Source organism: Mycobacterium sp. 852002-10029_SCH5224772, assembly GCF_001667315.1.
Lineage (GTDB): Bacteria > Actinomycetota > Actinomycetes > Mycobacteriales > Mycobacteriaceae > Mycobacterium.
Genome location: NZ_LZHT01000085.1, coordinates 26035 through 51483 on the forward strand (window position 1 = coordinate 26035; position 25449 = coordinate 51483).

Here is a 25449-nt window from a genome sequence, read left to right on the forward strand (position 1 = left end):
GCGTCCGGGCTCAATGCTCTGACGTTCGGCTGCGCCGTGGATAGTATTGAGTGCGTACTGTGATCCGAAACACTGCCGAGGAGATCCCTTGAGGAGCACGCCGAGCACGACTGGCACGACCGAATTCGCCGAACTGCACGACCTCATCGGCGGCCTGCGGCGGTGCGTGAGCTCCCTGCGGTCGCGATACGGCGACAGCCCCGCGATGCGACGCATCGTCATCGACGCCGACCGGATCCTGTCCGACGTCGACCTGCTCGATACCGACGTCTCCGAATTGGACTTGGCACGCGCCACCGTGCAGCAGTCCGGCGAGAAGATCGTCATTCCGGACACCCAGTACGACAGCGAATTCTGGCGTGATGTCGACGACGAGGGCGTCGGCGGTCACAACAGGTCCTGAACAACCCGAACACCCCGACCCAAGCCCCCCGCGGGAGGGGGGCTTGCATCTGTGTACCCTTCGACAGACAGCCCGTTCGAAGAGGAACAACTAGATGAGCGCACCTACGGCGAACCGTCCTGCGTCCGGTGTCTTTTCACCCACACGCGCCCGTATCCAGCAACGGACCCTACGCACCGACCGGTGGTGGATGTCGCCGCTGAGGATCGACCTCGGCTTCGCCGCATTCCTCATCTACGCGACGGCCAGGGCGTTCCAGCAGGATTACTTCTTCGTCCCGAAATACCACTACCTGACGCCGTTCTACTCGCCGTGCGTCAGCAAGGCGTGCGGTGAGGCCGGCGACATCTGGCCGCAGTTCCTGCCGGACGTGTGGTGGCTGCCGTACGCGGCGCTCTCGCTGCCGTTCCTGCTGCTGTTCCGGTTGACCTGCTACTACTACCGCGGCGCCTACTACCGCACGGTGTGGCAGTCGCCCACCGCATGCGCGGTGGCCGAGCCCCGCGTGCACTACACCGGCGAGACCAAGTTCCCGCTGATCGTCCAGAACACCCACCGGTACTTCTTCTATATCGCCTGCCTCATCTCGATCGTCAACAGCTACGACGCGATCGTCGCGTTCCATTCCGAAAGCGGGCCGGGTGGATTCGGCTTCGGGCTGGGCAACCTGGTCCTGCTCGGCAACGTCATCATGCTGTGGTTCTACACGCTGTCCTGCCATTCGTGCCGGCACGTCACCGGCGGGCGCCTCAAGCACTTCTCCAAAAACCCTGTGCGGTACTGGATCTGGTCCAAAGTCAGCGTCATCAACATCCGGCACAAGCAGTTCGCCTGGATCACGCTGGGCACCCTGATGCTCACCGATTTCTACATCGCGCTGGTGGCCAGCGGCACTATTCCCGACCTGAGATTTGTTGGCTGAAAAGCCATTTGACTTCAAAATCAGAACTTAGCTAGCGAGGGTTTTCATGGTTGATGTCGAGCGGCATGCCTACGACGTAGTTGTCATCGGCGCCGGCGGCGCGGGATTACGCGCGGTCATCGAAGCGCGTGAACGGGGTCTGCGCGTCGCGGTGGTGACCAAGTCCCTGTTCGGCAAGGCGCACACGGTGATGGCCGAGGGCGGCTGTGCCGCGTCAATGGGCAACACCAACCCGAAAGACAACTGGCAGACCCACTTCGGCGACACGATGCGCGGCGGGAAGTTCCTCAACAACTGGCGCATGGCCGAACTGCACGCCAAGGAGGCCCCGGACCGCGTCTGGGAGCTGGAAACCTATGGCGCGCTGTTCGATCGCCTCAAAGACGGCAAGATCAGCCAGCGCAACTTCGGGGGGCACACCTACCCGCGGCTGGCCCACGTGGGTGACCGCACCGGCCTGGAACTGATCCGCACCATGCAGCAGAAGATCGTCTCGCTGCAGCAGGAGGATTACGCCGAGGTCGGCGACTACGAGGCGCGCATCAAGGTGTTCGCCGAGTGCGCGATCACCGAACTGATCAAGGACGGCGACGCGATCGCCGGCGCGTTCGGCTACTGGCGCGAGAGCGGCCAGTTCGTCCTGTTCGAGGCGCCCGCGGTGGTGCTGGCCACCGGCGGGATCGGCAAGTCGTTCAAGGTGACCTCGAACTCGTGGGAGTACACCGGCGACGGGCACGCGCTGGCGCTGCGCGCGGGCGCGTCGCTGATCAACATGGAGTTCGTCCAGTTCCACCCGACGGGCATGGTGTGGCCGCCGAGCGTGAAAGGAATCCTCGTCACCGAGGGTGTCCGCGGTGATGGCGGCGTGCTGAAGAACTCCGACGGCAAGCGGTTCATGTTCGACTACATCCCGTCGGTGTTCAAAGGCCAGTACGCCGAGAGCGAGCAAGAGGCCGACCAGTGGCTGAAAGACAACGACTCGGCCCGCCGCACTCCTGACCTGTTGCCGCGCGACGAGGTCGCGCGCGCGATCAACTCCGAGGTCAAGGCCGGCCGGGGCAGCCCGCACGGCGGCGTCTTCCTCGACATCGCGTCGCGGTTGACGCCGGCGGAGATCAACCGCCGCTTGCCGTCGATGTACCACCAGTTCAAGGAGCTGGCCGGGGTCGACATCACCAAGGAGCCGATGGAAGTCGGACCGACCTGCCACTACGTGATGGGCGGCGTCGAGGTCGACGCCGACACCGGGGCGGCCACCGTCCCCGGGCTCTTCGCCGCCGGCGAATGCTCCGGCGGTATGCACGGCTCGAACCGGCTGGGTGGCAACTCGCTGTCGGACCTGCTGGTGTTCGGCCGGCGCGCCGGCCTGGGCGCCGCCGACTACGTGCGGGCGCTGAGCAGCCGTCCGACGATCGGTGAAGGCGCCGTCGACGCCGCGGCGAAGCGGGCGCTGTCCCCCTTCGAGGCACCCGCCAACGGCGGCCCCGGGGAGAACCCCTACACCCTGCAACTGGAATTGCAGCAGTCGATGAACGACCTGGTCGGCATCATCCGCAAGGCTGACGAGGTCTCCGAGGCCCTGACCCGGCTCGACAAGCTGCGGGAGCGGTTCAAGAACCTCCATGTGGAGGGGCAGCGACGCTACAACCCGGGCTGGAACCTCGCCATCGACCTGCGCAACATGCTGCTGGTCAGCGAATGCGTCGCCAAGGCCGCGCTGGAACGCACCGAGAGCCGCGGCGGGCACACCCGCGACGACCACCCGTCGATGGATTCGTCATGGCGCAAGCAGCTGCTGGTTTGCGAGGCGGCCGCCGGCGACGAGGTGATTCCCGACATCACCATCACGAAGAAAGATCAGACGCCGATGCGGCCCGATCTGCTGGAACTGTTCGACATCGCCGAGCTGGAGAAGTATTACACCGACGAGGAACTCGTCGGGCATCCAGGGCGGAACCCCAGGACGGAGAAGTAAATGACCTACAACGCGACGATGCGGGTGTGGCGCGGCGACGAGGCCGGCGGCGCGCTGCAGGACTTCACCGTTGAGGTCAACGAGGGCGAGGTGGTGCTCGACATCATCCATCGCCTGCAGCAGACCCAGACCCCCGATCTCGCGGTCCGGTGGAACTGCAAGGCGGGCAAGTGCGGGTCGTGTTCGGCGGAGGTCAACGGCTATCCCCGGCTGCTCTGTATGACCCGAATGTCCACGTTCGCCGAGGACGAGGTCGTCACCGTCACGCCGATGCGGACGTTCCCCGTGATCCGCGATCTGGTCACCGACGTCTCGTTCAACTACGAGAAGGCCCGCGAGATCCCCTCTTTCAAGCCGCCCAAGGACCTGCAACCCGGCGAGTACCGGATGGCGCAGGAGGACGTGCAGCGCTCCCAGGAGTTCCGCAAGTGCATCGAGTGCTTCCTGTGCCAGAACGTGTGCCACGTGATCCGCGACCACGAGGAGAACAAGAAGTCGTTCGCCGGGCCTCGCTTCTTCATCCGCATCGCGGAATTGGAGATGCATCCACTCGACACGGGGGACCGGCGCGACCTCGCCCAGGACGAGGCGGGTGTCGGAATGTGCAACATCACCAAGTGCTGCACGGACGTCTGCCCCGAAGGCATCAAGATCACCGACAACGCCATCATCCCGATGAAGGAGCGCGTCGCCGGTCGCCGCTACGACCCGGTGGTGTGGCTCGGTAACAAGCTGTTCCGTCGCTGAGCACAAGCGCCGCGCACCCACCCGGCTCGCGGGGTTAGGCCGTCGCGGTGCCCGGGTAACCACACTGCATCCTGTCGGGCCGTCTGGGGACGGCCGTTTGCCCACGACCGGAAAGGCAGCTCATGGAACCCAGGCGAGAAACCGCCAGCATCAACAACATTCGGACCGCGATTCGGCAGTTGTCGGTGCGCGCCCAACTCGCGCACAAAGAGGGCCGGCACAACGACGCCGCCGAACTCGAGACCCGCATCCAAGGCTTTCGGGAAGAACTGAGCCACCGCCCCTAGCGGGGCCGGGCTGTCGAAAAAGCTGGCTCAGACGCCGAGGCGGCGAAATGCGCTTCGATGAAACACGATGGGCGCCACCTCGGCGTCCACCGTCACCTCGCTGACCCGCAACACGACGATGGTGTGGTCCCCGGCCGGGATGAGTTGCTCGATCGCGCTTTCCAGCCAGAGGCCGGTGCCCTTGATGAACACCGCACCCGTGGTTTTGGAGACCGTCTCCAGACCGGCGAACCTGTCGCCGGTCTTGGCGGCCAGGGCGCGGGCGGCCTCGTCGTGCTCCTCACCGAGCACGCTGATGCCCAGCATCGGCAGGTCCTTGAGCTTGGGCCACGTCGTCGAGGTGTTCTGCACGCAGAACGACACCAACGGCGGGTCGAGCGAGACGGGCACGAAGGTGCTGGCGGCCAGGCCTTCCCGGGTTCCGTTCACCTCGGCGGCGATGGCCACCACGCCAGACGGGAAATGACCGAAGGCCTCACGAAGTGACGACGCTGTCAGCTTGTTGTTCGAGTTCACCGGACTTTTTCGCCCCTAGAGCCCCAGACGTATTTTCGGATGTGACCCTACCCGGCGCGCGTCGCACCGTCGCAGCCACCCTGAGTCATCCCGGTTCGCCGGGGCCGGTCGAAAATCCGTGCGCGGAGGCGACATCGGGGTGCGAGCGCAGCCGGCTCTTCCAGGCGTTGCGCCCGTATACCGAAAAGATGGGGTCGTCGGGATCCTGCGACGGCGTCCACCGGTCATCGGCGTCGGGCAGCGACAGCAGCGGTATCCGCGCGTCGAGGCGCGGATTGAAGAAGTAGGGCACCGAGATCCGGTCACCCGCCGGTCCCTGCAGGTTGACGCGGTGCTCGGTGGCCCGCAGGTAGCCGCGTGTCGCGGCCTCGAGCAGCTCACCGATGTTGACGATGAACGCCCCCTCGCGTGGGGGCACGTCGATCCAGTCGTCATCGCGGGCCCGACGCACCTGCAGGCCCTGGCTGCCCGGCTCGGCCAGCAGCAGGGTGAGCACCCCGGCGTCCCGGTGCGCGCCCACGCCCTGGCAGCTGGCGGCGCGCCCCGGGTAGCGGATGATCTTGATCAGCGTGGCCGGGGTTTCGGCGAAGGCCGCGTCGAACACGTCGGCCGGGCTGCCCAGCGAGGCCGCCCAATGCCGCAGCAGGCTGCGGGCCACCGCGGACAGCGCGGCGTCCCACTCCTCGACGATCCCGGGCAGCTCCGGCAGCGCGGCCGGCCACTGGTTGGGGCCCTGCAACCAGCGGTAGTCGGACTTCCCCAGGCCGCCGATCGGTGGGCGCTGCGGCCCGATATCGATCTGTTCGCGCCAATCCACCTCGCCGCGGGTCACCTCGCCACCGAGGCGGGTGTAACCGCGGAAATGCGGGCTGCGCACCATGGCGACGGACTCCTTGTCCGCCTGCGGCAGCGCGAAGAGCCGGCGCGCGGCCCCGAGCACCCGCGTCACCAATGCCGGCGCGACCCCGTGACCGGTCAGATAAAAGAACCCGACCCGGTGGCCGGCCTCCCGCAGACCCTTCCGCAGCAGCGCCGGTTCGGCGCGCAGGTCCACAACCGGCACTGGAGTGACGCCCCGCACATCGGCGGTGTCTGCGCCATCACCGCAGGTAGAACTCATAAGCTAGGCCTTCCCAACCGGTTGGTTACATAGATAATGAAATTTGGCTCACATCTACTTGCATACCGCTGACGCGAACGATATTTTAGGTGTTGTTACTGGTGGGTAACTTAGACCTAGTACCCAACCACAAGTGGCATTCTCAACGAGGAGGACCGTAGTGAGCCACTACAAGAGCAACGTCCGCGACCAGGCGTTCAACCTGTTCGAGGTGTTAGGCGTTGACAAGGCGTTAGGCCAGGGCGAATACAGCGACCTGGACGCCGACACCGCCCGCGAAATGTTGAACGAAATCAGCCGTCTGGCCGAGGGGCCGATCGCCGAGTCCTTCGTCGAGGGCGACCGCAACCCGCCGGTCTTCGACCCGAAGACGCACTCGGTGAGGCTGCCCGAATCTTTCAAGAAGTCCGTCCACGCCGTCATCGAGGCCGGATGGGACAAGGTCGGCCTCGACGAGGCACTCGGCGGCGTGCCGATGCCCAAGGTGATCCTGTGGGCGCTGCACGAGCACCTGCTCGGCGCCAACCCCGCCGTCTGGATGTACGCCGGTGGCGCGGGATTCGCCCAGATTTTCTACAACCTGGCGACCGAAGAGCAGAAGAAGTGGGCCATCATCGCCGCTGAGCGCGGCTGGGGTTCCACGATGGTACTGACCGAGCCGGACGCCGGCTCCGACGTCGGCGCCGGCCGGACCAAGGCCGTTCAGCAAGACGACGGCTCCTGGCACATCGACGGCGTGAAGCGGTTCATCACCTCGGGTGACTCTGACGACATGTTCGAGAACATCTTCCACCTGGTGCTGGCCCGTCCCGAGGGCGCCGGACCCGGCACCAAGGGTCTGTCGCTGTTCTTCGTGCCCAAGTTCCTGTTCGACTTCGAGACCGGTGAATTGGGCGAGCGTAACGGCGTGTTCGTCACCAACGTCGAGCACAAGATGGGCCTGAAGGTCTCGGCGACGTGTGAGCTGACCTTCGGCCAGCACGACGTACCGGCCAAGGGCTGGCTCGTCGGCGAGGTGCACGACGGCATTGCCCAGATGTTCGAGGTCATCGAGAACGCTCGCATGCTGGTCGGCACCAAGGCCATCGCGACGTTGTCGACCGGTTACCTGAACGCTCTGGCGTACGCCAAGGAGCGGGTGCAGGGCGCCGACCTGACCCAGATGACCGACAAGACCGCTCCGCGAGTGACCATCACTCACCACCCGGACGTGCGTCGCAGCTTGATGACCCAGAAGGCCTACGCCGAGGGTTTGCGTGCGCTGTACCTGTACACCGCGACCTACCAGGACGCGGCGGTCGCCAAGGCGCTGCACGGTGTAGACGCCGAGCTGGCCGTCAAGGTCAACGACCTGATGCTGCCGATCGTCAAGGGTGTCGGCTCCGAGCAGGCCTACGCCAAGCTCACCGAGAGCCTGCAGACCTTCGGTGGGTCCGGCTTCCTGCAGGACTATCCCATCGAGCAGTACATCCGCGACGCCAAGATCGACTCGCTCTACGAGGGCACCACCGCCATCCAGGCGCAGGACTTCTTCTTCCGCAAGATCGTCCGCGACAAGGGTGTGGCGCTGGCCCACGTGTCCGAGCAGATCCAGACGTTCGTCGACAGCGAGTCCGGCAACGGCCGGCTCAAGTCCGAGCGGGAGCTGCTGGGCAAGGCCCTGACCGACGTCCAGGCGATGGCCGCCACGCTGACCGGCTACCTGATGGCAGCCCAGGAGGACGTGACCAGCCTGTACAAGGTGGGTCTGGGCTCGGTGCGCTTCCTGATGAGCGTGGGTGACCTGGTCATCGGCTGGTTGTTGCAGCGTCAGGCGGCGGTGGCCGTGGCAGCGCTCGACGCCGGCGCCAGCGGCGAGGAGCGGTCCTTCTACGAGGGCAAGATCGCGGTGGCGTCGTTCTTCGCGAAGAACTTCTTGCCGATGCTGACCAGCACCCGCGAGGTCATCGAGACGCTGGACAACGACATCATGGAGCTCGACGAGGCTGCCTTCTAGGCCGCTTCGAACGGACGCACAAATCCCCCGCTTCGCGTGCGAAGCGGGGGATTTTGCGTGGGGCACGCGGCCGGCAGGCCGGAACAGCCAAAAAGGCCGCCGCTGGATCCCCTCACTCCAGCGGCGGCCCTTTTCGTACGCCCGTCGGCAAAGAGTGACAGGCGGTCGTTCGAGGGATACCCCGTATTGCCGTCGGGGTCGGGGGGTCAGACCACAACACGGGGCTATCCGAGGTCACGCATACCCGTCGCCTCTGATCGCTAATCCGATGTGACCCATGTCATGGGGCTCCAGGATCAGGCTTCCAGGATCGCTGCCACTCCCTGGCCGCCGGCCGCGCAGATCGAGACGAGAGCGCGCACCGGCTTGTCCGCGCCCTTCTGCTCGGCCTTTTTCTGCGCGAGCTGTTTGGCGGCCTGAGCGAGGATCCGCCCGCCGGTGGCCGCGAACGGGTGACCTGCCGCCAACGAGGAGCCGTTGACGTTGAGCTTCGACCGGTCGATCGAACCCAGGGCAGCGTCCAGACCGAGCCGTCCCTTGCAGTACTCCTCGGACTCGAAGGCCTGCAGGTGGGCCAGCACCACCGACGCGAACGCCTCGTGGATCTCGTAGAAGTCGAAGTCCTGCAGGTTCAGGCCGTTGCGGGCCAGCAGCCGCGGCACCGCATAGGTCGGGGCCATGAGCAGGCCGTCGCGGCCGTTGACGTAGTCGACCGCCGCGGTCTCCGAATCCACCAGGTAGGCCAGCGGGGTCAGCGAGTGAGCGGCCGCCCATTCGTCGGTGCCCAGCAGGGCCACGGACGCACCGTCGGTCAGCGGGGTCGAGTTGCCGGCCGTCATCGTCGCGTCGCCGGCCTTGACGCCGAACACCGGCCGCAGCTTCGCCAGCTTCTCGGCCGACGAGTCCGGTCGCAGGTTGTCGTCGCGGTACAGCCCCAAAAACGGCGTGACCAGGTCATCGAAGAAGCCGCGGTCGTAGGCGGCGGCCATGTTGCGGTGGCTGGCGGCGGCCAGCTCGTCCTGCGCGACGCGCGGGATGCCCATCTGCTTGGCCGTGATCGCCTGATGCTCCCCCATCGACAGCCCGGTGCGGGGTTCGCTGTTGACCGGGATCTCGACGCCCAGGGTCGCGGGCAGCGTGCCCACCAGCTTCAGCCGCTGGACGTTCGACTTGGCCCGGCGCAACTTGAGCAGGGTGCGGCGCAGGTTGTCGCCGAGCCCGATCGGCGCGTCGGAGGTGGTGTCCACCCCGCCGGCGGCGGCTACCTCGTAGCGGCCGGCCGCGATGCCGTCGGCGGCGGCGATCGCCGCCTGCAGCCCGGTGCCGCACGCCTGCTGCAGGTCATACGCCGGCGTGTACGAGGCCAGCTGCGAACCGAGCACGCATTCGCGCGTCAGGTTGAAGTCCCGGCTGTGCTTGAGCACGGCGCCACCGACCACCACCCCGAGCCGCTCGCCGGCCAGCCCGAAACGATCCACGAGACCGCCCAGGGCGGCGGTGAACATGTCCTGGTTGGAGGCCTCGGCGTAGGCGCCGTCGGAACGGGCGAACGGGATGCGGTTGCCGCCCAGGATGGCGACGCGTCGCCGCTCGGCGCTGCGCTGAGCTGCCGGTGTACTTGCCTCAGAACTTGCAGGGGCCACTGTTCTCTCCGTGCTTGTGCGGTCTCTCGGTTTGGGATTCGCCCGTCTGGGGCCATACTACCCACTGTTCTTACTCTGCAGTAAGTTCGTTCTCGATACCGTTGTGCTGTAGGCATACCCCGACTTCGCAAGAACATGGAAGGTAGCTCCGGTGGCTCCCAAAGTCTCGTCCGATCTGTTCTCTCAGATCGTCAACTCCGGTCCTGGCTCGTTTCTCGCCAAGCAGCTCGGTGTTCCGCAACCCGAGACGCTGCGCCGCTACCGCGCCGGCGATCCGCCGCTGGCCGGGTCGTTGCTGATCGGCGGGGAGGGCAGAGTCGTCGAGCCGCTGCGCGCGGCGCTGGCCAAGGATTACGACCTGGTCGGCAACAACTTGGGCGGGCGCTGGGCCGACCAGTTCGGCGGGCTGGTGTTCGACGCCACCGGCATCACCACACCCGAAGGACTCAAGGGGTTGTACGAGTTCTTCACACCGCTGCTGCGCAATCTGGGCCATTCCGCGCGCGTGGCGGTGGTCGGCACCACGCCCGACGGCGCCGCCAGCCCGCACGAGCGGATCGCGCAGCGGGCGCTGGAGGGCTTCACCCGCTCGCTGGGCAAGGAGCTGCGCAACGGCACCACGGTGGCGCTGGTGTATCTGTCGCCCGACGCCAAACCCGCTGCGACGGGCCTGGAATCGACCCTGCGGTTCATCCTGTCGGCCAAGTCCGCGTACGTCGACGGCCAGGTCTTCTACGTCGGCGAGGCGGACTCCACGCCGCCGGCCGACTGGGAGCGCCCGCTGGATGGCAAGGTCGCGATCGTGACCGGCGCGGCCCGCGGGATCGGCGCGACGATCGCCGAGGTGTTCGCCCGCGACGGCGCGCGCGTCGTCGCGATCGACGTCGAGTCGGCCGCCGAGACGCTGGCCGAAACGGCCAGCCGGGTCGGGGGCACCGCACTGTGGCTCGACGTCACCGCATCCGACGCCGTCGACAAGATCACCGAGCACCTGCGCGAGCATCACGGCGGCCGCGCCGACGTCCTGGTCAACAACGCCGGCATCACCCGCGACAAGCTGCTGGCCAATATGGACGACGCGCGCTGGGACGCCGTGTTGGCCGTCAATCTGCTTGCCCCGCTGCGCCTTACCGAGGGGTTGGTCGGCAACGGCAGCATCGGCGAGGGCGGCCGGGTGGTCGGCCTGTCGTCGATGGCGGGCATCGCGGGCAACCGCGGCCAGACCAACTACGCCACCACCAAGGCCGGGATGATCGGCCTGACGCAGGCGCTGGCGCCGGAGCTCTACGACAAGGGCATCACCATCAACGCCGTCGCACCGGGATTCATCGAAACCCAGATGACGGCCGCCATCCCGCTGGCCACCCGCGAGGTCGGACGCCGGATGAACTCGCTGCTGCAGGGCGGCCAGCCGGTTGATGTCGCCGAAGCCATCGCCTACTTCGCCAGCCCGGCCTCAAACGCGGTGACGGGCAACGTCATTCGCGTCTGCGGCCAGGCCATGCTGGGCGCATGAGCGTCAGGAGAATCTGATGAACCAGCCAAGCGGCCTGAAGAACCTGCTGCGCGCGGCCGCCGGGGCGCTGCCGGTGGTGTCCCGCGGCGGCGGGCTGCCCACCCGCACGGTCACCATCGAGGATCTGCCCATCGACCGCACGAATGTGGCCGAGTACGCGGCGGTCACCGGTCTGCGTTACGGCAACTGCGTGCCGCTGACGTACCCGTTCGCGCTGACCTTTCCGGCGCTGATGTCCCTGGTGACCGGGTTCGACTTTCCTTTTGCCGCAATGGGATCGGTGCACACCGAAAACCACATCACGCAGTACCGCCCGATCGCGGTGACCGACACCGTCGGCGTCCAGGTGCACGCCGAGAACTTGCGTGAACACCGCAAGGGCCTGCTGGTCGACTTGGTGACCGAGGTCAGCGTCGGCAATGACACCGCGTGGCATCAGGTGACGACGTTCCTGCACCAGCAACGCACCAGCCTGTCGGACGAACCCAAACCACCCCCGCAGAAGCAGCCCAAGCTGGCCCCACCGCCCACCGTGTTGCGGATAAACCCGGGCCTGATCCGGCGCTACGCCGTCGTCGGGGGCGATCACAACCCGATCCACACCAACCCGATCGCGGCCAAGCTGTTCGGATTCCCCACCGTGATCGCACACGGAATGTTCAGCGCCGCGGCCGTATTGGCCAACGTCGAAGCCGCGATTCCCGACGCGGTGCGGTATTCGGTGCGCTTCGGCAAGCCGATCGTGCTGCCCGCGACCGCCGGCCTCTACATCGACGAACACGACGGCGGCTGGGACCTTTCGCTGCGCAACGTCGCCAAGGGATACCCACACCTGACCGGCACCGTCCGGCCGCTTTAGTGCTGACGGTTGCCGCGGCCCGTGCGGGGGGCGGGCATCCGGGGCACCTCAACGAAGCGAGGTCTAATCGCCGGCGGCGTCCGAGTCGCCCGGCTGGGATCGGGCCGCTTCCCGCTCCTCCGGGGAGCCCTTGAGGCCGTACCAGAACAGGTCGATCATCAGTTCGGCCGCCTCGTCGACGTCGATGTCGCCGGTGGACAGCCGGTTGGCCACCGCCTCGCCCGCGCCCACCAGGGCTACGGCCATCATCTCGTGCTCGCGGTCGGGCCGCGGGGTGCGGCTACCGGCCCGCACCAGCCCGGCCACCAGGTCGATGATCTGCTCGCGCCCCTCGCGCACCATGTGGGCGAACGCCTGCGAGCTGGTGGCCTGGGTGTACATCACGATCCAGGACGCCCGGTTGGCGTCGATGTAGCGCATGAACGACACGATGGTGTTGCGCAGCATGTCATTCGGGCTCTGCCCGAAGTCCATGTCGGCGCGCACCACGTCGATGAACCGGCTCATCTCCCGGTTCAGGCAGGCACCGAAGAGGTCCTCCTTGGAGCCGTAATACAGGTACAGCATGGGCTTGGAGATCTGCGCCTGGGCGGCGATGGCGTCCATCGAGGTCTCGTGGTAGCCGTTGACCGAAAACATCTGCACGGCGGCGTCGAGCATCTGCTGTTCGCGCACGGCACGCGGTAGCCGCTTGGTACCACCAGCCATCGCTCGCCTCTCTAGCCCGTCTATCTGACTCAAGAGTAAGCAATGCGGCCGGGCCGATCACCGCCTGTGCCCACGGCGCCGACAGCTAGTGCCCGCAGGTCGGGCTGGGGCCCTTCATCGTCGCCACCCGCACCAGCGCCTCGTCCACCCGTTGTGCCGGCAATTCGCCTGAGGCCACGGCCTTTTGGAGTCGGTCCAGGACGGCCGGCACCTCGTCGGTGGTGACCCACAGCGCGACGTCGACGCCGGCCTGCAGGGTGCGCAGCACCGCCTCCGATACCCCGTACCGGTCGGAGATGGCGGCCATGCTGGACAGGTCGTCGCTGAACACCGGGCCGGTGAACGGCGACCCCTTGTAGCCGACGCCGTTGCGCAGCAACTGCACCGCCTCGGGGCTCAGGCTGGCCGGGGCGCCGCCGCTGAGCCCCGGGACCTGCAGGTGGCCCACCATCACCGCGACCGGCGACGCGGCCACCAGGGACCGGTAGGGCACCAGGTCGCTGGTTTGCAGGTCGCTCAGCGGCGGCGTGACCACACCGCCGGTATGCGAATCACCCGAGCCGTGCCCATGGCCGGGGAAATGCTTGAGTACCGGCAGCAGCCCGGCCTCGCGAAGGCCCTGCGCGTAGGCCCCGGCATAGTCGGTCACCGTCTGTGGGTCCGCGCCGAACGAACGGTTCCCGATCACGGCGTCGTCGTCCTCGTCGCTGACGTCGACCACGGGAGCGAAGTCGACGGTGATGCCCAGGTCGTGCATCTTGCGGCCGCGGTCGGCCGCCACGTCGTGGACCTGCTGGACGGTTTGCGTCTGCGCCAACTCCCGGGCCGACGGCGACGTCCCGATCAGGGTCTTCAACCGCGACACCCGGCCACCCTCTTCGTCGACGCTCACCGCCAGCGGCAGCGGCCCCGCCTTGGCGCTGATGTCGGCCAACGGTCCCTTGAAGATCGCCAAGTCCGTCCAGCTGCCGATGAAGATGCCCCCGACGTGGTAGCCGTTGACGACGGCCCGGGCGTCGTCGGCGTTCTTCACGCCCACCATCAGCAGCTGGGCCAGCTTGTCGCGGATGCCCAGCGTGGCCGGCACCTCCGTAGGGTCGGCGCAGACCGGCGGCGCCGGCGCGGCCGCCGGCTTTCTCGACGTCGACGAGTGAGCGGGTGGGTGCGCGGGGTGGTGGGCGCAGCCGGCCACCAGCGCCGACGCGGCCGCGAGCACGGCGAAGGTGCGCGAAAATGCCATCCGGCCATGTTTTCACGGGGTGCGTTTCATCCCCGGCCCCAGGGGGCATCAGCGGTAGGTTGCCGATCAGGGGGGAGCGAGCGATGACCGGTTTCACGGTGGCGGCCGCGGCCAGCATCGCGGTGGGCTTGTCCATCGGGGTCGCGACGACCGTCGGCGTCACGCTGGCCGTGGCCGACGACACCGTCGTCCCGGTGCAGGCCCCGCCCCGTCCGGCCCTGTCCTATCAGGTGCAATACGGCGACCGCTGTATCCACGGACACTGTCTGCACTGGTGACGAGCGGCCGGGTTGGCCGACCGCTCTTCTGCTAGGTTGGCGCTAGGTTGAAGTCACGACCGCAAACCCCGCGAAGACTCAGGAGCCGTCGATGAACCGGATCGTTGCGCCCGCCGCAGCGAGCGTTGTGGTTGGCCTGTTGCTCGGCGCGGCCGCAATTTTCGGGATCACCTTGATGGTCCAGCAAGACACGAAACCGCCACTTCCCGGGGGCGATCCGCAGTCATCAGTGCTCAACCGGGTCGAGTACGGCAACCGTAGCTAGCCGGTCGAGGTCGGGGACCGCATCGTCGGTCTCGTGCTCGACGGCCGGACCGCTGTCGCGCCGTTGGTTGTGGTTGGTCGGCGCGATCGCGCTGGCGTTGACGTTCGCGCAGTCCCCGGGGCGGATCTCCCCCGACACCAAACTGGACCTGACCGCCAACCCGCTGCGCTTCCTGGCGCGCGCGACCAATCTCTGGAACAGCGAGCTGCCGTTCGGGCAGGCGCAGAACCAGGCCTACGGGTACCTGTTCCCGCACGGCGCCTTTTTCCTGATCGGCCACGCGCTGGGGGTGCCGGGCTGGATCACCCAGCGGCTGTGGTGGGCGCTGCTGCTCACCGTCGGCTTCTGGGGACTGTTGCGGGTCGCTGAGGCACTGCGGATCGGCAGCCCGGCCTCCCGGGTGATCGCCGCGGCCGCGTTCGCGCTGTCGCCGCGGGTGCTGACCACCCTCGGATCGATCTCGTCGGAAACCCTGCCGATGATGTTGGCGCCGTGGGTATTGCTGCCCACGATCCTCGCGTTACGGGCAACCGGCGACCGGTCGGTACGCGCGCTGGCCGCGCGGGCGGGCCTGGCGGTCGCCCTGATGGGTGCGGTCAACGCCATCGCGACCCTGGCCGGCTGCCTGCCCGCGGTGATCTGGTGGGCATGCCATCGCCCGAACCGGCTGTGGTGGCGTTACACCGGGTGGTGGCTGGTGGCGCTGCTGCTGGCCACGCTGTGGTGGGTGGTGGCGCTGGTGATGCTGCGCGCCATCAGCCCACCCTTCCTGGATTTCATCGAATCCTCCGGCGTGACGACGCAATGGTCGTCGCTGACCGAGATGTTGCGCGGCACCGACAGCTGGACCCCGTACGTGGCGCCGAACGCCACCGCGGGCGCTCCGCTGGTGACGGGCTCGGCGGCCATCCTGGGCACCTGCCTGGTCGCGGCGGCCGGGCTGGCGGGACTGGCTTCCGCCGCCATGCCGGCGCGCGGCCGCCTGGTGACCATGCTGTTGGTCGGGGCGGTGCTGATGGCCGCCGGTTACAGCGGCGGGCTGGGCTCGCCGGTGGCGCACGCGGTGCAGGCCTTCCTGGACGCCGGCGGCGCCCCGTTGCGCAACGTGCACAAGCTGGGGTCGGTGATCGCCATTCCGGTGGCGCTGGGCATCGCCCAGCTGCTGGGCCGGATACCGCTGCCGGGCAGCGCCCCGACGACGGTGTGGCTGCGCGCGTTCGCCCACCCGGAACGGGACAAACGGGTCGCGGCCGCGATGGTGGTCCTGGCGGCGCTGATGGTCAGCACGTCACTGGCGTGGACCGGCCGGCTGACTCCGCCGGGGACGTTCACCGCGATCCCGCCGTATTGGCATGACGCGGCCGACTGGCTCACCGAGCACAACACCGGCACACCCACCCCGGGGCGGGCGCTCGTCGTCCCGGGGGCGCCGTTCGCCACTCAGGTGTGGGGCACCAGCCACGACGAGCCGCTGCAGGTGCTGGGCAGCAGCCCGTGGGGGGTGCGGGATTCGATCCCGCTGACCCCGCCGCAAACCATCCGGGCGCTGGATTCGGTGCAGCGCCTGTTCGCCGCTGGCCGGCCCTCGGCCGGCCTGGCTGATACCCTTGCACGCCAAGGTATTTCGTACCTGGTGGTGCGCAACGACCTGGATCCCGACACGTCGCGTTCGGCGCGCCCGATCCTGGTGCACCGCGCCGTGGACGGATCGCCGGGACTGCGCAAGGTCGCACAGTTCGGCGCCCCGGTGGGGCCGGGCACGCTGGCGGGCTTCGTCGCCGACAGTGGATTGCGGCCGCGCTACCCGGCGGTCGAGATCTACCGGGTCGGTGGTGATGGCGACCCCGCCACGCCCTACTTCGTCGACGCCGACGGGTTGGCCCGGGTCGACGGCGGGCCCGAAGCGCTGCTGCGCCTCGACGAACGGCGGCGGCAGCTGGGCCAGCCGCCGCTGGGCCCGGCGCTGATGACCGCCGATGCCCGCGGCGCCGGACTGCCGCCCGGCGCCGGCGTGACCGTCACCGACACCCCGGTAGCCCGGGAGACGGATTACGGCCGCGTGGACCAACATTCGTCGGCCGTCCGGGCCCCCGGCGACGCGCGGCACACCTACAACCGGGTGCCCGACTATCCCATCCCCGGCGCCGACCCGGTCACCGGCGCCTGGACCGCCGGTCGGATCACGGTATCGAGTTCGTCGTCGGATTCCACCGCGATGCCCGACGTCGCACCGGCGACCTCCCCGGCCGCCGCGATCGACGGGGACTCGGCGACCTCCTGGGTGTCGAACTCACTGCAGGCCGCCGTCGGTCAATGGATGCGGATCGATTTCGACCACCCGGTGACCAACGCGGCAATCACGTTGACGCCCAGCGCCACAGCCGTCGGCGCCCAAGTGCGCCGCATCCTGATCGAAACCGCCACCGGCAGCACCACGTTGCGGTTCGACGAGCCGGGCAAGCCACTCGCCGCGGCGCTCCCCTACGGCGAGACCCCGTGGGTGCGGATCACCGCCGCGGGCACCGACGACGGATCCGCCGGGGTGCAATTCGGCATCACCGACCTGACGATCACCCAGTACGACGCGTCCGGATTCGCCCACCAGGTCGACCTGCGGCACACCGTGCGGGTGCCCGGGCCGCCGCCGGGCACGGCGATCACGGGGTGGGACCTGGGGCCGGAGCTGCTCGGCAGGCCGGGCTGCGCCCCGGCGCCCGCCAGCGTGCGCTGCGCGCCCTCGATGGCGCTGACCCCAGAGGAACCGGTCAACCTCAGCCGGACGCTGACCGTGCCGGCGCCGATGTCGGTGACCCCGACGGTATGGGTGCGGCCCCGACAGGGACCCAAACTGGCCGCCCTGATCGCCGAACCCAATACCACCGTTGCACACGGTGATTCGGACACGGTGGATGTGCTCGGCTCGGCCTACGCCGCCACCGACGGCGACCCGGCCACCGCCTGGACGGCCCCGCAACGGGTGGTGCAGCACAAGACGCCGCCGACCCTGACGCTCACGCTGCCGCGACCCACCGAGGTCGCCGGGGTGCGCCTGCTTCCCAGCCGGGCGCCGCTGCCCGTGCGCCCGACGGCCGTTGCCGTCAACCTGGGCGACGGCCCCCAAGTCACGACGATCACACCCGACCGCGACGGGCCCGCCCGCGCGCACACGGCGGCACTGAAGCCCCGCGTGACCGATACCGTGACCATCAGCCTGCTGGACTGGGACGACGTCATCGACCGCAACGCGTTGGGCTTCGACCAGCTCAAGCCGCCCGGGCTGGCCGAGGCGACCGCGCTCGGTGCCGACGGCAACCCGATCGCCCCGGCCGACGCTGCCCGCAACCGCGGCCGCAAGGTCACCGTCGGGTGCGATCGCGGCCCCGTCATCGCGGTCGCGGGCCGGTTCGTGCACACCGCAATCCACACCACCGTCGGGGAGATACTGGATGATTCGCCGCTCGCGGCGGTGCCGTGCGACCGCGACCCGATCGCGCTGCCCGCGGGCCAACAGGAGCTGTTGATCAGCCCGGGCGCCCAGTTCGTCGTCGACGGAGCCGAACTGTCCACCCCCGTCCCAGTCAAAAGCGCACGGGCCGAACGTGTTTCGTCTTGGCGGGCGTGGGGCCCGGACCGGCGTGAAGTCCAGGCTCCCCCGTCGGGCACCTCCCGGATCCTGGTCATTCCGGAAAGCATCAACCCCGGCTGGGTGGCACACACCAGCGCCGGGGCCCGGCTGACGCCGATCGCCGTCAACGGCTGGCAGCAGGGCTGGATGGTCCCCGCGGGCGACCCCGGCACCATCACGCTGACGTTCGCCTCCAACTCGCTCTACCGCGCCGGTCTGGCCGTCGGACTGGCGTTGCTGCCGCTGTTGGCGCTGCTCGCGTTCTGGCGCACCAGAAGGCGTTCCGAGGAAACCCCCGCGCAGCCGTGGCAGCCCGGGGCGTGGGCGGCGGTCCCGGCGGTGGCGGCGGGGGCGGTGATCGCCGGTGTGGGCGGTGTCGCGGTGCTGGGCGCCGCCCTGGGCCTGCGGTACGCGCTGCGGCCACCGCGCTGGGAGCGTCTCGCGCTCGCGGGCGGCGCCGGCGGGCTGATCCTCGCCGGGGCGGCACTGTCGCGGCAGCCCTGGCGCTCGGTCGACGGTTACGCCGGCCATTCGGCGAATGTCCAACTGCTGGCGTTAATTTCGCTTGCGCTGCTCACCGCCTCGGTCGTTGCGCTGCCCAGCCGGGGGCGCGGGTCCGGCGACGAATAGTTCGCCGCGGTATTGGCTACCCGTTTACCGGCTGATTGACTGGATATGCGGGTTGGCGTAACCGCCAGCGACCGAGGAGTGAGCGCCATGAGCTGGTTTTCCGCACCCGAATACGGGGTGGGCAGACTGGTGCTCGAGCGCGGCGCCGCGGCGGTCTATCTGCTGGCGTTCGTCGCCGCCGCCGCGCAATTCCGCGCGCTCATCGGCGAACACGGGATACTGCCCATTCCGCGGTTCGTGGCGAGTCAGTCGTTTTGGCGCACGCCGAGCATCTTTCACCTGCGCTATTCCGATCGGCTGTTCGCGGCGCTCGCCTGGTTCGGCGCGGCGCTGTCGGCGGCCGTCGTCGCCGGGGCGACCGATGCGGTGCCGCTGTGGGCCGCGATGGCGATGTGGCTGACGCTGTGGGTGGTCTATCTCTCGATCGTCAACGTCGGACAAACCTGGTACTCGTTCGGCTGGGAGTCGCTGCTGCTCGAGACCGGGTTCCTGATGATCTTTATCGGCAACCACGACGTGGCGCCGCCGGTGCTGACGTTGTGGATGGTCAGATTGCTGTTGTTCCGAGTCGAATTCGGCGCGGGACTGATCAAGATGCGCGGCGACCCGTGCTGGCGCGACCTGACGTGTTTGTACTACCACCATGAGACACAGCCCATGCCCGGGCCGCTGAGCTGGTTCTTCCACCATCTGCCCAAACCGCTGCACCGTGTCGAGGTGGCCGGCAACCATGTCGCGCAGCTGATCGTGCCGTTCGGATTGTTCGCGCCACAGCCGGTGGCCAGCGTGGCCGCGGCGATCATCGTCGTCACCCAGCTGTGGCTGGTCGCGTCGGGAAATTTCGCCTGGCTCAACTGGGTGACGATTCTGTTGGCGTGCAGCGCGATCGACGACACGTCGGTCGCGTTGCTGCTGCCCGGCGGCTTTCGCCCGGCGCACGGCGGCCTGCCGGAGACGCCGCCGTGGTTTGTCGGCCTGGTCGTCGTGGTCACGGCGGCCGTGCTGTTCATGAGCTACTGGCCGATCCGCAACATGCTGTCCGCGCGTCAGCGAATGAACATGTCTTTCAACTCATTTCACCTCGTGAACACCTACGGGGCGTTCGGTAGCATCGGGCGGATTCGCCGGGAGGTGGTGATCGAGGGCACCGACGATACCCACCTCACCCACCAGACCGTCTGGCGGGAATACGAATTCAAGGGCAAGCCGGGCGGGGTGCGCCGGCTGCCGCGCCAGTGGGCCCCCTACCACCTGCGCCTGGACTGGCTGATGTGGTTCGCCGCGATTTCGCCGGGCTACGCGCAGCCCTGGCTGAGACCGTTTCTGCAGCGGCTGCTACGCAACGACCGGCCGACCCTGCGTCTGTTGCGCCACAACCCCTTCCCGGATTCGCCGCCCCGGTACGTGCGCGCCCAGCTCTATCAGTACCGCTTCACCACCCCGGCCGAGCTGCGCCGTGATCGGGCGTGGTGGCATCGCGCACTGGTGGGTGGCTACGTCCCGCCCATGTCACTGACGACGGCGAATCCGCGGTCGCACGACTACTTTTGGTAGGAGAGCGCCCCGGTGCCGGCGAGCTTTCCGCCCTCGACGATCAGATACTCCGGGCGAAGGGGCTTGCCGGCGAACCAGCCTTCCAGGATCTCCCGGGTGCCGGCGGCGTAGCGCGCCTGCGCGGACAGCGTGGTGCCCGAAACATGCGGAGTCATCGCGTTGTTCGGCATCGTCCGCCACGGGTGCCCGGTTGGTGGTGGCTGCGGATACCACACGTCCCCGGCGTAGCCGCCGAGCTGGCCGGTGCGCAGCGCCTCGGCGATCGCGTCCGGGACGGTCTCCTCCGCGCGGGCGGTGTTGACGATGTAGGAGCCGCGCCGCATCGTCGAAATCAGCTTCTCGTCGAACATCCCGCGGGTGTCGTCGTACAGCGGCGAGTGGATGGACACCACGTCGACCGCCCGCACCAACGATTCCACGGTGGGATGAAACGTCACGTTCAGTTCCCTCTCCACGTCCGGCGCCAGCCGGCGCGTGTCGGTGTAGTGCAGGTTGACGTCGAACGGCGCCAGCCGGCGCAGCACCGCGCGCCCGATCCGTCCGGCGGCGATCACCCCCACGTCCATGCCCTCGAGGTCGTAGGCGCGCTCGACGCAATCGGCGATGTTCCAGCCGCCTTCGGAGGCCCACCGGTGCGACGGCACGAAATTGCGTACCAGCGCCAGGATCTGCATCACCGCGTGCTCGGCGACGCTGATGCTGTTGCTGTACGTCACCTCGGCCACCGTGATCCCGCGCTCTTTCGCCGCATCCAGATCCACGTGGTCCGAGCCGATGCCGGCGGTCAACGCCAGCTTGAGTTTGGGCGCCTTGGCGATGCGTTCCTTGGTCAGGTAGGCCGGCCAAAACGGTTGCGAGATCACGATTTCGGCGTCGGGCAGCTCACGTTCGAACTCCGAGTCGGGCCCGTCCTTATCCGACGTCACCACCAACTCGTGCCCGGCGTCTTCGAAAAACTTGCGCAGCCCGAGGGCTCCCGACACGCAGCCGAGCAGCTCACCGGGGGTGAAGTCGATCGTCGACGGGGTCGGCACGGTGCTGCCGTCGGGGTACCGGTGGATCGTCGGGATGCTGTCGCGGGCGTAGGTCGGGGGGTATCCGTCGACGGGGTCGGGATAGAGCACCATCACGCATTTGGCCATTGAATTCTCCTTTGACTGGCGATCAAGCCCAGTCTCACGGGATGGCCGCGGGGCTGTCCAAGACGAGATTCCGACCGGCTGATAGGCAACGCCGATCAGTGGAGGCGGCGGCTAGGGCGGCTCGCTGAGCGTGGCACCGATGCGCGCCTCGCGCGCGGTCCGTCGCAACGCCCGGGCCAGCAGGGAGCCCGGCTCCGCCCGGTTGGTGACCAGCGCAATGAGCGCGGTGACCGAGGGCCGCCGCAGCCGCAGCACGCTGGCCCCGGCGGGAACGCCCAGGGTATGGAGCCACGGTTGCGGCACGATGCTCGCCCACCGGCCGGTGCGCACATGCGCGAACAGCGCTGCCACGGAGTCGGTTTCCAGCTGTGGCGTGACCTGCAGGTCGTGGGTGGCCAACGCGTCGTCGATGACCCGGCGCCCACGCATGCCCTGGGTCAGCAGGCACAGCGGCAGCCGCATGGCGTCCGCCCAGGCGATGGTGTCCGATGCGCCGTCCAGCAGTTCGGCCGCGGCAAGGAGCACGGGCTGCTCGTGGTAGAGCGGGGTGACCAGCAGGTCAGCCGTGTCCTGTTGGTCCGGATAGAGAATGCCGGCGTCCAATTCGAACTTGCGGACCCTGTCGACGATCCCGGCCGAGCGCAGATTGACTTCGAGCCGGACCCGCACCAGGGGATGGGCGGCGCAGAACGGATCCGTAAGCAGCGCAACGGTGGTCGAGGCCGCCGGGACCACCCCGAGCCGCAGCTCGCCGGTCAGCCCGGCCTGCAACGCGGTGACTTCCTGTTTGAGCGCGTCGCGGTCCGCGAGGATGCGCCGGGCCCAGGGCACCAGCCGCTCGCCCTCGGGGGTGAGGCCTTCGAACCTCTGCCCGCGCCGCACCAGCGGGACGTTGAGTTCGGATTCCAGCTTGCGGATGGCCTCCGACAGCGCGGGCTGAGACACATAGCAAGCCCGCGCGGCGCGCGCGAAGTGGCGCTCGGAGGCCAGCGCGACGAAATACTCCAGCTGACGAAACAGCATGTGCCCATTCGACCACGTCGCCGGCCGCGGGCCGCCACTCGTCTTGGTGGCGGGCGTTTTCCTCCGGTGCTGCGAGGTATATCAAACCCGAGACGGTTCACCACAGCGCGAGCAGTACACCCACGAAGGAGGCGCACGATGTCGAAGCACTTCGAGGTCGGAGACCACGTCAGATGGAATTCAGAAGCCGGTCACGTCAGCGGCGTCATCGTCAAGAAGCACACCCGTGACACCGAGTACAAAGGCCACAAACGGCATTGCACGAAAGACGATCCGCAATACGAGATCAGAAGCGACAAAACCGACCACATCGCGATGCACAAGGGCGACGCGCTGGAGAAGATCGATTAGAACGAGCCTGACACAACCATGAGCGAGCACGGCGAGATCTGGACCATCGGACACTGGACATGCCCGGTGCCGACCTTCCTGGAACCCCTGGATCACGCCCAGATCAACCTGCTCGTCGACGTGCGCGCCCAGCCCGGCTCGCGGCGCAACCCTCAGTTCGGCAGTGCGGAGATGTCGCGCTGGCTCAACGACGCCGGCATCGGCTACCTCCACCTTCCCGAACTCGGGGGACGCCGCCGTCAACAAGGCGTCGATCCCGGCATCAACGCCGGCTGGCACAACGCGAGCTTCAAGAACTACGCCGACTACACCCTCACCGAGGAATACCAGCGCGGCCTCAAGCGACTGATCGTCCTCGCCCGCTCAAACCGGGTGGCGATCATGTGCGGCGAGCCCGTGCCCTGGCGGTGCCATCGACAACTGATCGCGAACAGCCTTGTCGCCCAAGGTTGGACGGTATGGCACCTCATCAGCGGATCCGCCCCACGGCAGCACCGCCTCGGTCAATGGGGCGCCACGCCGGTGGTCGACGAGCGCAACCACGTCACGTACCCGGCGGACGCCGGCGGTGCCTGAAACATGCATTGCTTGATGCTGAAGTCGGCCTGTTCTAAGGTATGAGTTATTGTCCGTTAGCGTTGAGGAGCTCTGGTCCCCATCGATCACCACCCCGTAAGGATCGAGTGAGCGGTCGTGACATGGGACGATGCAGATGAGCTGGCGTTAATGTGGCACATCGTCGATGAACGGTCCGCAGACCTGCCGCACGCCGACCGCTGCGCGGTGCGCAACGTCATCGCTACCAGCGTCTTGCAGGGCCGGTTCCCCAACCCCGAGGAGATCGGGCACCTGGTCGCCTTCGCGGCCGGGCGGATCAGCATGGGTGAATACTTCGTCCTCGTCAACCCGGACCGCGGCTGAACCACGTCGCTACTTGTGCCGCGAGAACCCGCCTGACCCACAAGGTTTGGCGCATCACGAGGTGGTAAAGCCGCCGACCAGCAACTGCGCTGTCCCCGAACGCTATTCAGCGCTTGGTGTGACAACTACACAACACTGCCCCGGAGCCGGCTGTAGCCGGGCATGGAGGCAGTGCGGAGTCACCGCATCGACCATTCCGTTGATCAGCGCATGGTTCATGCCGCAGGCCAATTCGGTCTGTTCCTGAGCCAGCGCATGGAAGGGACAGTTGACCAGATACAGCGCGTCGTCGGCGTGACGCGGTTCATATCCGTAGTCCCGCAACAACCGTGCTACCAACTTGAGCGCTGCGCGCGCGTCGGACAGCGGCCGCCGGCCAGCGCTGAGCGCGGCAGCCGTGATGCTCCGGCCGTAGTCACGGGCGATGCGGTGCAACACCTTTACTACGGGCACACCGCTTTGCTGGGACTCGACGATGGCTTGTCCCATCAGCCGCCCGGCCAACTCATATTGGCGTTGCGGCAAACTGACCGCGATGTCACGACGGACTCGCCGATACAGTTTCGAGGTGCGGCCCGCTCCCGGACCTGACCGCCCCGTCAACCGGGCGTAGTCACATTCCAGTAGGCCCTCGGCCGTCAGCCGATCTAGATGAAACTTCGCCTGATGCCGGGCAATTCCCACCACTTCGGCTGCCTGGTCACGGCTCACCGGCCCGGGTTGTGAACACACAAACCGGTACAGCTCGTAGCGCACCGGGTCGGCGAGGGCACCGATCCCGGAGGCGTCGCGTCGCAGTTGGTCCATCGCGCCTAACTTCTCGATCAAAATGAGCCTTGACGTTACAGCCAATTATTTCTAAAATGTAATTAATTATCCGTTAGTTGCAGGAGCAGTCATGGTCATCCCCCAAGCCGCCGCCCTCATTGAACGGATTGAAGATCAGGCTACCCGCGCGCATTGTCGACCGCGACGCGATCGCGCCGGAGTAAAGCCGCTAGTGCCGTGACGCACTTTCTGCTACGCACCGCCGCGCGGTCGGCAACGTGGACAATCGGACTGGTGCTGGCGGCGAGGATCGTTCCCCATGTTGCATTGTCGGCGTCGGGCCTCATCGTCGCCGTGCTGCTTTTCTCGACAGCGCAGACCACCCTCTCAGTGAAGTTCCTGAAGTTGCCGTACGGATATGCGTCGCTGCTTCTGGGATGCAGCGGTCTGACCCTGACCCTTGTCGCTATCAGCTTTGCGTCGGTGTCGACGCACGGACTCAGCATCCATGGGGCCGCATCATGGCTCGCCACCACGGTCATGGTTTGGCTCGTGACGACAATCGGCGCGATTCTGCTGTTCGACGTCTACGTTCCCCGATATCAAGCACCAGTGCGGGTCATCCACCGTTACGAGGGAATTCACTGAAAGGGAGCCATGGGCGACACACATCATGACCCGACGGATCGGCACCGCACCACACAACCCCGCGCCGGCCTCACGATGAAAGACAACTTCTTTTGGCCCGGGTTCATCCTGCTGGGAGTCGCATTAGCCGGCATCATCGCCACCGTCGCCGTCGCCGCCTACCAGCATTACGAATGGCTCACCACGATGGCGGTCATCGCGCTGCTCGCCGTCGTCGCCGCGTCGCTATGGTTCGTCGTGGAACTTCGCAGGGTCGCCCTCTTGGAGGGTCAACAAAACTGTTAGCGGGGACGCCCCCCTCCCCCCGATCCT

At 67.6% G+C, this 25449-nt stretch carries 25 protein-coding genes; 17 read left to right on the plus strand and 8 right to left on the minus strand.

Translation table 11 applies throughout. The features are described from left to right. Positions 1-88: 88 nt before the first annotated feature. The 5 genes from A5775_RS15545 to A5775_RS25670 all read left to right on the plus strand — a co-directional run bounded on the left by A5775_RS15545 (position 89) and on the right by A5775_RS25670 (position 4334). Positions 89-403: a hypothetical protein gene (locus A5775_RS15545; RefSeq protein WP_067253932.1), complete on the plus strand. Its 315-nt coding sequence runs from the start codon at positions 89-91 to the stop codon at positions 401-403. A gap of 94 nt (positions 404-497) precedes the next feature. Continuing rightward, positions 498-1325: a hypothetical protein gene (locus A5775_RS15550; RefSeq protein ID WP_067253936.1), complete on the plus strand. Its 828-nt coding sequence runs from the start codon at positions 498-500 to the stop codon at positions 1323-1325. A 46-nt stretch (positions 1326-1371) separates the two neighbouring features. Beyond that, positions 1372-3300 (plus strand): fumarate reductase/succinate dehydrogenase flavoprotein subunit, encoded by a 1929-nt coding sequence (locus tag A5775_RS15555; protein WP_067253941.1) that lies wholly within the window; start codon positions 1372-1374, stop codon positions 3298-3300. After that, the gene (locus tag A5775_RS15560; protein ID WP_067253945.1) at positions 3301-4047 is read left to right on the plus strand and encodes a succinate dehydrogenase/fumarate reductase iron-sulfur subunit; all 747 of its coding nucleotides are present in this window, start codon (positions 3301-3303) and stop codon (positions 4045-4047) included. Positions 4048-4169: 122 nt separating this feature from the next. Next, positions 4170-4334, plus strand: coding sequence for a hypothetical protein (locus A5775_RS25670; RefSeq protein ID WP_197512607.1), 165 nt, complete (start codon positions 4170-4172; stop codon positions 4332-4334). 27 nt (positions 4335-4361) lie between these two features. Here the strand turns inward: A5775_RS25670 and A5775_RS15565 are convergent, their stop codons facing one another. Next, complete coding sequence (locus A5775_RS15565) at positions 4362-4850, minus strand: flavin reductase family protein (RefSeq protein ID WP_067253949.1); 489 nt, start codon at positions 4848-4850, stop codon at positions 4362-4364. An 85-nt stretch (positions 4851-4935) separates the two neighbouring features. Then, complete coding sequence (locus A5775_RS15570; RefSeq protein ID WP_067253952.1) at positions 4936-5970, minus strand: isopenicillin N synthase family oxygenase; 1035 nt, start codon at positions 5968-5970, stop codon at positions 4936-4938. A 160-nt stretch (positions 5971-6130) separates the two neighbouring features. Here A5775_RS15570 and A5775_RS15575 point away from each other — a divergent pair, with 160 nt between their 5' ends. Next, positions 6131-7966, plus strand: coding sequence for an acyl-CoA dehydrogenase (locus A5775_RS15575; protein WP_067253955.1), 1836 nt, complete (start codon positions 6131-6133; stop codon positions 7964-7966). A gap of 296 nt (positions 7967-8262) precedes the next feature. Here A5775_RS15575 and A5775_RS15580 read toward each other — a convergent pair whose 3' ends face one another. Then, the gene (locus tag A5775_RS15580; RefSeq protein WP_067253958.1) at positions 8263-9609 is read right to left on the minus strand and encodes an acetyl-CoA C-acetyltransferase; all 1347 of its coding nucleotides are present in this window, start codon (positions 9607-9609) and stop codon (positions 8263-8265) included. A 151-nt stretch (positions 9610-9760) separates the two neighbouring features. Here A5775_RS15580 and A5775_RS15585 point away from each other — a divergent pair, with 151 nt between their 5' ends. Then, complete coding sequence (locus A5775_RS15585) at positions 9761-11125, plus strand: 3-oxoacyl-ACP reductase (protein ID WP_067253962.1); 1365 nt, start codon at positions 9761-9763, stop codon at positions 11123-11125. 16 nt (positions 11126-11141) lie between these two features. Further along, positions 11142-11984 (plus strand): MaoC/PaaZ C-terminal domain-containing protein, encoded by an 843-nt coding sequence (locus tag A5775_RS15590; RefSeq protein WP_067253965.1) that lies wholly within the window; start codon positions 11142-11144, stop codon positions 11982-11984. A gap of 63 nt (positions 11985-12047) precedes the next feature. Here A5775_RS15590 and A5775_RS15595 read toward each other — a convergent pair whose 3' ends face one another. Both A5775_RS15595 and A5775_RS15600 read right to left on the minus strand, forming a co-directional pair. After that, complete coding sequence (locus A5775_RS15595) at positions 12048-12692, minus strand: TetR/AcrR family transcriptional regulator (RefSeq protein WP_067253968.1); 645 nt, start codon at positions 12690-12692, stop codon at positions 12048-12050. 85 nt (positions 12693-12777) lie between these two features. After that, positions 12778-13932: a glycoside hydrolase family 3 N-terminal domain-containing protein gene (locus A5775_RS15600; protein ID WP_067253972.1), complete on the minus strand. Its 1155-nt coding sequence runs from the start codon at positions 13930-13932 to the stop codon at positions 12778-12780. Between the two features lie 83 nt (positions 13933-14015). Between A5775_RS15600 and A5775_RS15605 the strand changes: the two genes are divergently transcribed. The 4 genes from A5775_RS15605 to A5775_RS15620 all read left to right on the plus strand — a co-directional run bounded on the left by A5775_RS15605 (position 14016) and on the right by A5775_RS15620 (position 20284). Beyond that, entirely contained in the window at positions 14016-14210 is a 195-nt protein-coding gene (locus A5775_RS15605) for a DUF2613 domain-containing protein (protein ID WP_067253975.1), read from the plus strand. Between the two features lie 91 nt (positions 14211-14301). Continuing rightward, positions 14302-14475, plus strand: coding sequence for a DUF2613 domain-containing protein (locus A5775_RS15610; RefSeq protein ID WP_007769006.1), 174 nt, complete (start codon positions 14302-14304; stop codon positions 14473-14475). 52 nt (positions 14476-14527) lie between these two features. Continuing rightward, the gene (locus A5775_RS15615) at positions 14528-18730 is read left to right on the plus strand and encodes a DUF3367 domain-containing protein (RefSeq protein WP_067253978.1); all 4203 of its coding nucleotides are present in this window, start codon (positions 14528-14530) and stop codon (positions 18728-18730) included. A gap of 87 nt (positions 18731-18817) precedes the next feature. After that, positions 18818-20284 carry a lipase maturation factor family protein gene (locus tag A5775_RS15620; protein ID WP_067253982.1) on the plus strand — a complete coding sequence of 489 codons (1467 nt, stop codon included), beginning with the start codon at positions 18818-18820 and terminating at the stop codon, positions 20282-20284. Here the strand turns inward: A5775_RS15620 and A5775_RS15625 are convergent. Together A5775_RS15625 and A5775_RS15630 are read right to left on the minus strand one after the other, a co-directional pair. Then, a complete protein-coding gene (locus A5775_RS15625) occupies positions 20272-21426 on the minus strand; it encodes an NAD-dependent formate dehydrogenase (protein WP_067253985.1) in 1155 nt (384 codons plus the stop codon). The two genes, A5775_RS15620 and A5775_RS15625, sit on opposite strands and share 13 nt — an antisense overlap. A 111-nt stretch (positions 21427-21537) precedes the next feature. After that, entirely contained in the window at positions 21538-22449 is a 912-nt protein-coding gene (locus A5775_RS15630; RefSeq protein WP_067253988.1) for a LysR family transcriptional regulator, read from the minus strand. Between the two features lie 138 nt (positions 22450-22587). On the opposite strand from A5775_RS15630, the gene A5775_RS15635 reads away from it, so the two are divergent. From A5775_RS15635 to A5775_RS15645, 3 genes are all read left to right on the plus strand, one after another. Then, positions 22588-22800 (plus strand): DUF2945 domain-containing protein, encoded by a 213-nt coding sequence (locus A5775_RS15635; protein WP_067253992.1) that lies wholly within the window; start codon positions 22588-22590, stop codon positions 22798-22800. Positions 22801-22818: 18 nt separating this feature from the next. After that, on the plus strand, positions 22819-23376 hold the full coding sequence (locus A5775_RS15640) for a DUF488 family protein (protein ID WP_067253997.1): 558 nt from the start codon (positions 22819-22821) through the stop codon (positions 23374-23376). Between the two features lie 117 nt (positions 23377-23493). Then, a complete protein-coding gene (locus tag A5775_RS15645) occupies positions 23494-23721 on the plus strand; it encodes a hypothetical protein (protein ID WP_067253999.1) in 228 nt (75 codons plus the stop codon). Between the two features lie 102 nt (positions 23722-23823). Here the strand turns inward: A5775_RS15645 and A5775_RS15650 are convergent, their stop codons facing one another. Beyond that, positions 23824-24528 carry a metalloregulator ArsR/SmtB family transcription factor gene (locus tag A5775_RS15650; RefSeq protein WP_067254002.1) on the minus strand — a complete coding sequence of 235 codons (705 nt, stop codon included), beginning with the start codon at positions 24526-24528 and terminating at the stop codon, positions 23824-23826. A 198-nt stretch (positions 24529-24726) separates the two neighbouring features. On the opposite strand from A5775_RS15650, the gene A5775_RS15655 reads away from it, so the two are divergent. Next, on the plus strand, positions 24727-25137 hold the full coding sequence (locus A5775_RS15655) for a hypothetical protein (protein ID WP_067254005.1): 411 nt from the start codon (positions 24727-24729) through the stop codon (positions 25135-25137). A gap of 9 nt (positions 25138-25146) precedes the next feature. Continuing rightward, the gene (gene usfY, locus A5775_RS15660; protein WP_231995193.1) at positions 25147-25422 is read left to right on the plus strand and encodes a protein UsfY; all 276 of its coding nucleotides are present in this window, start codon (positions 25147-25149) and stop codon (positions 25420-25422) included. The last annotated feature ends 27 nt before the right edge of the window (positions 25423-25449 follow it).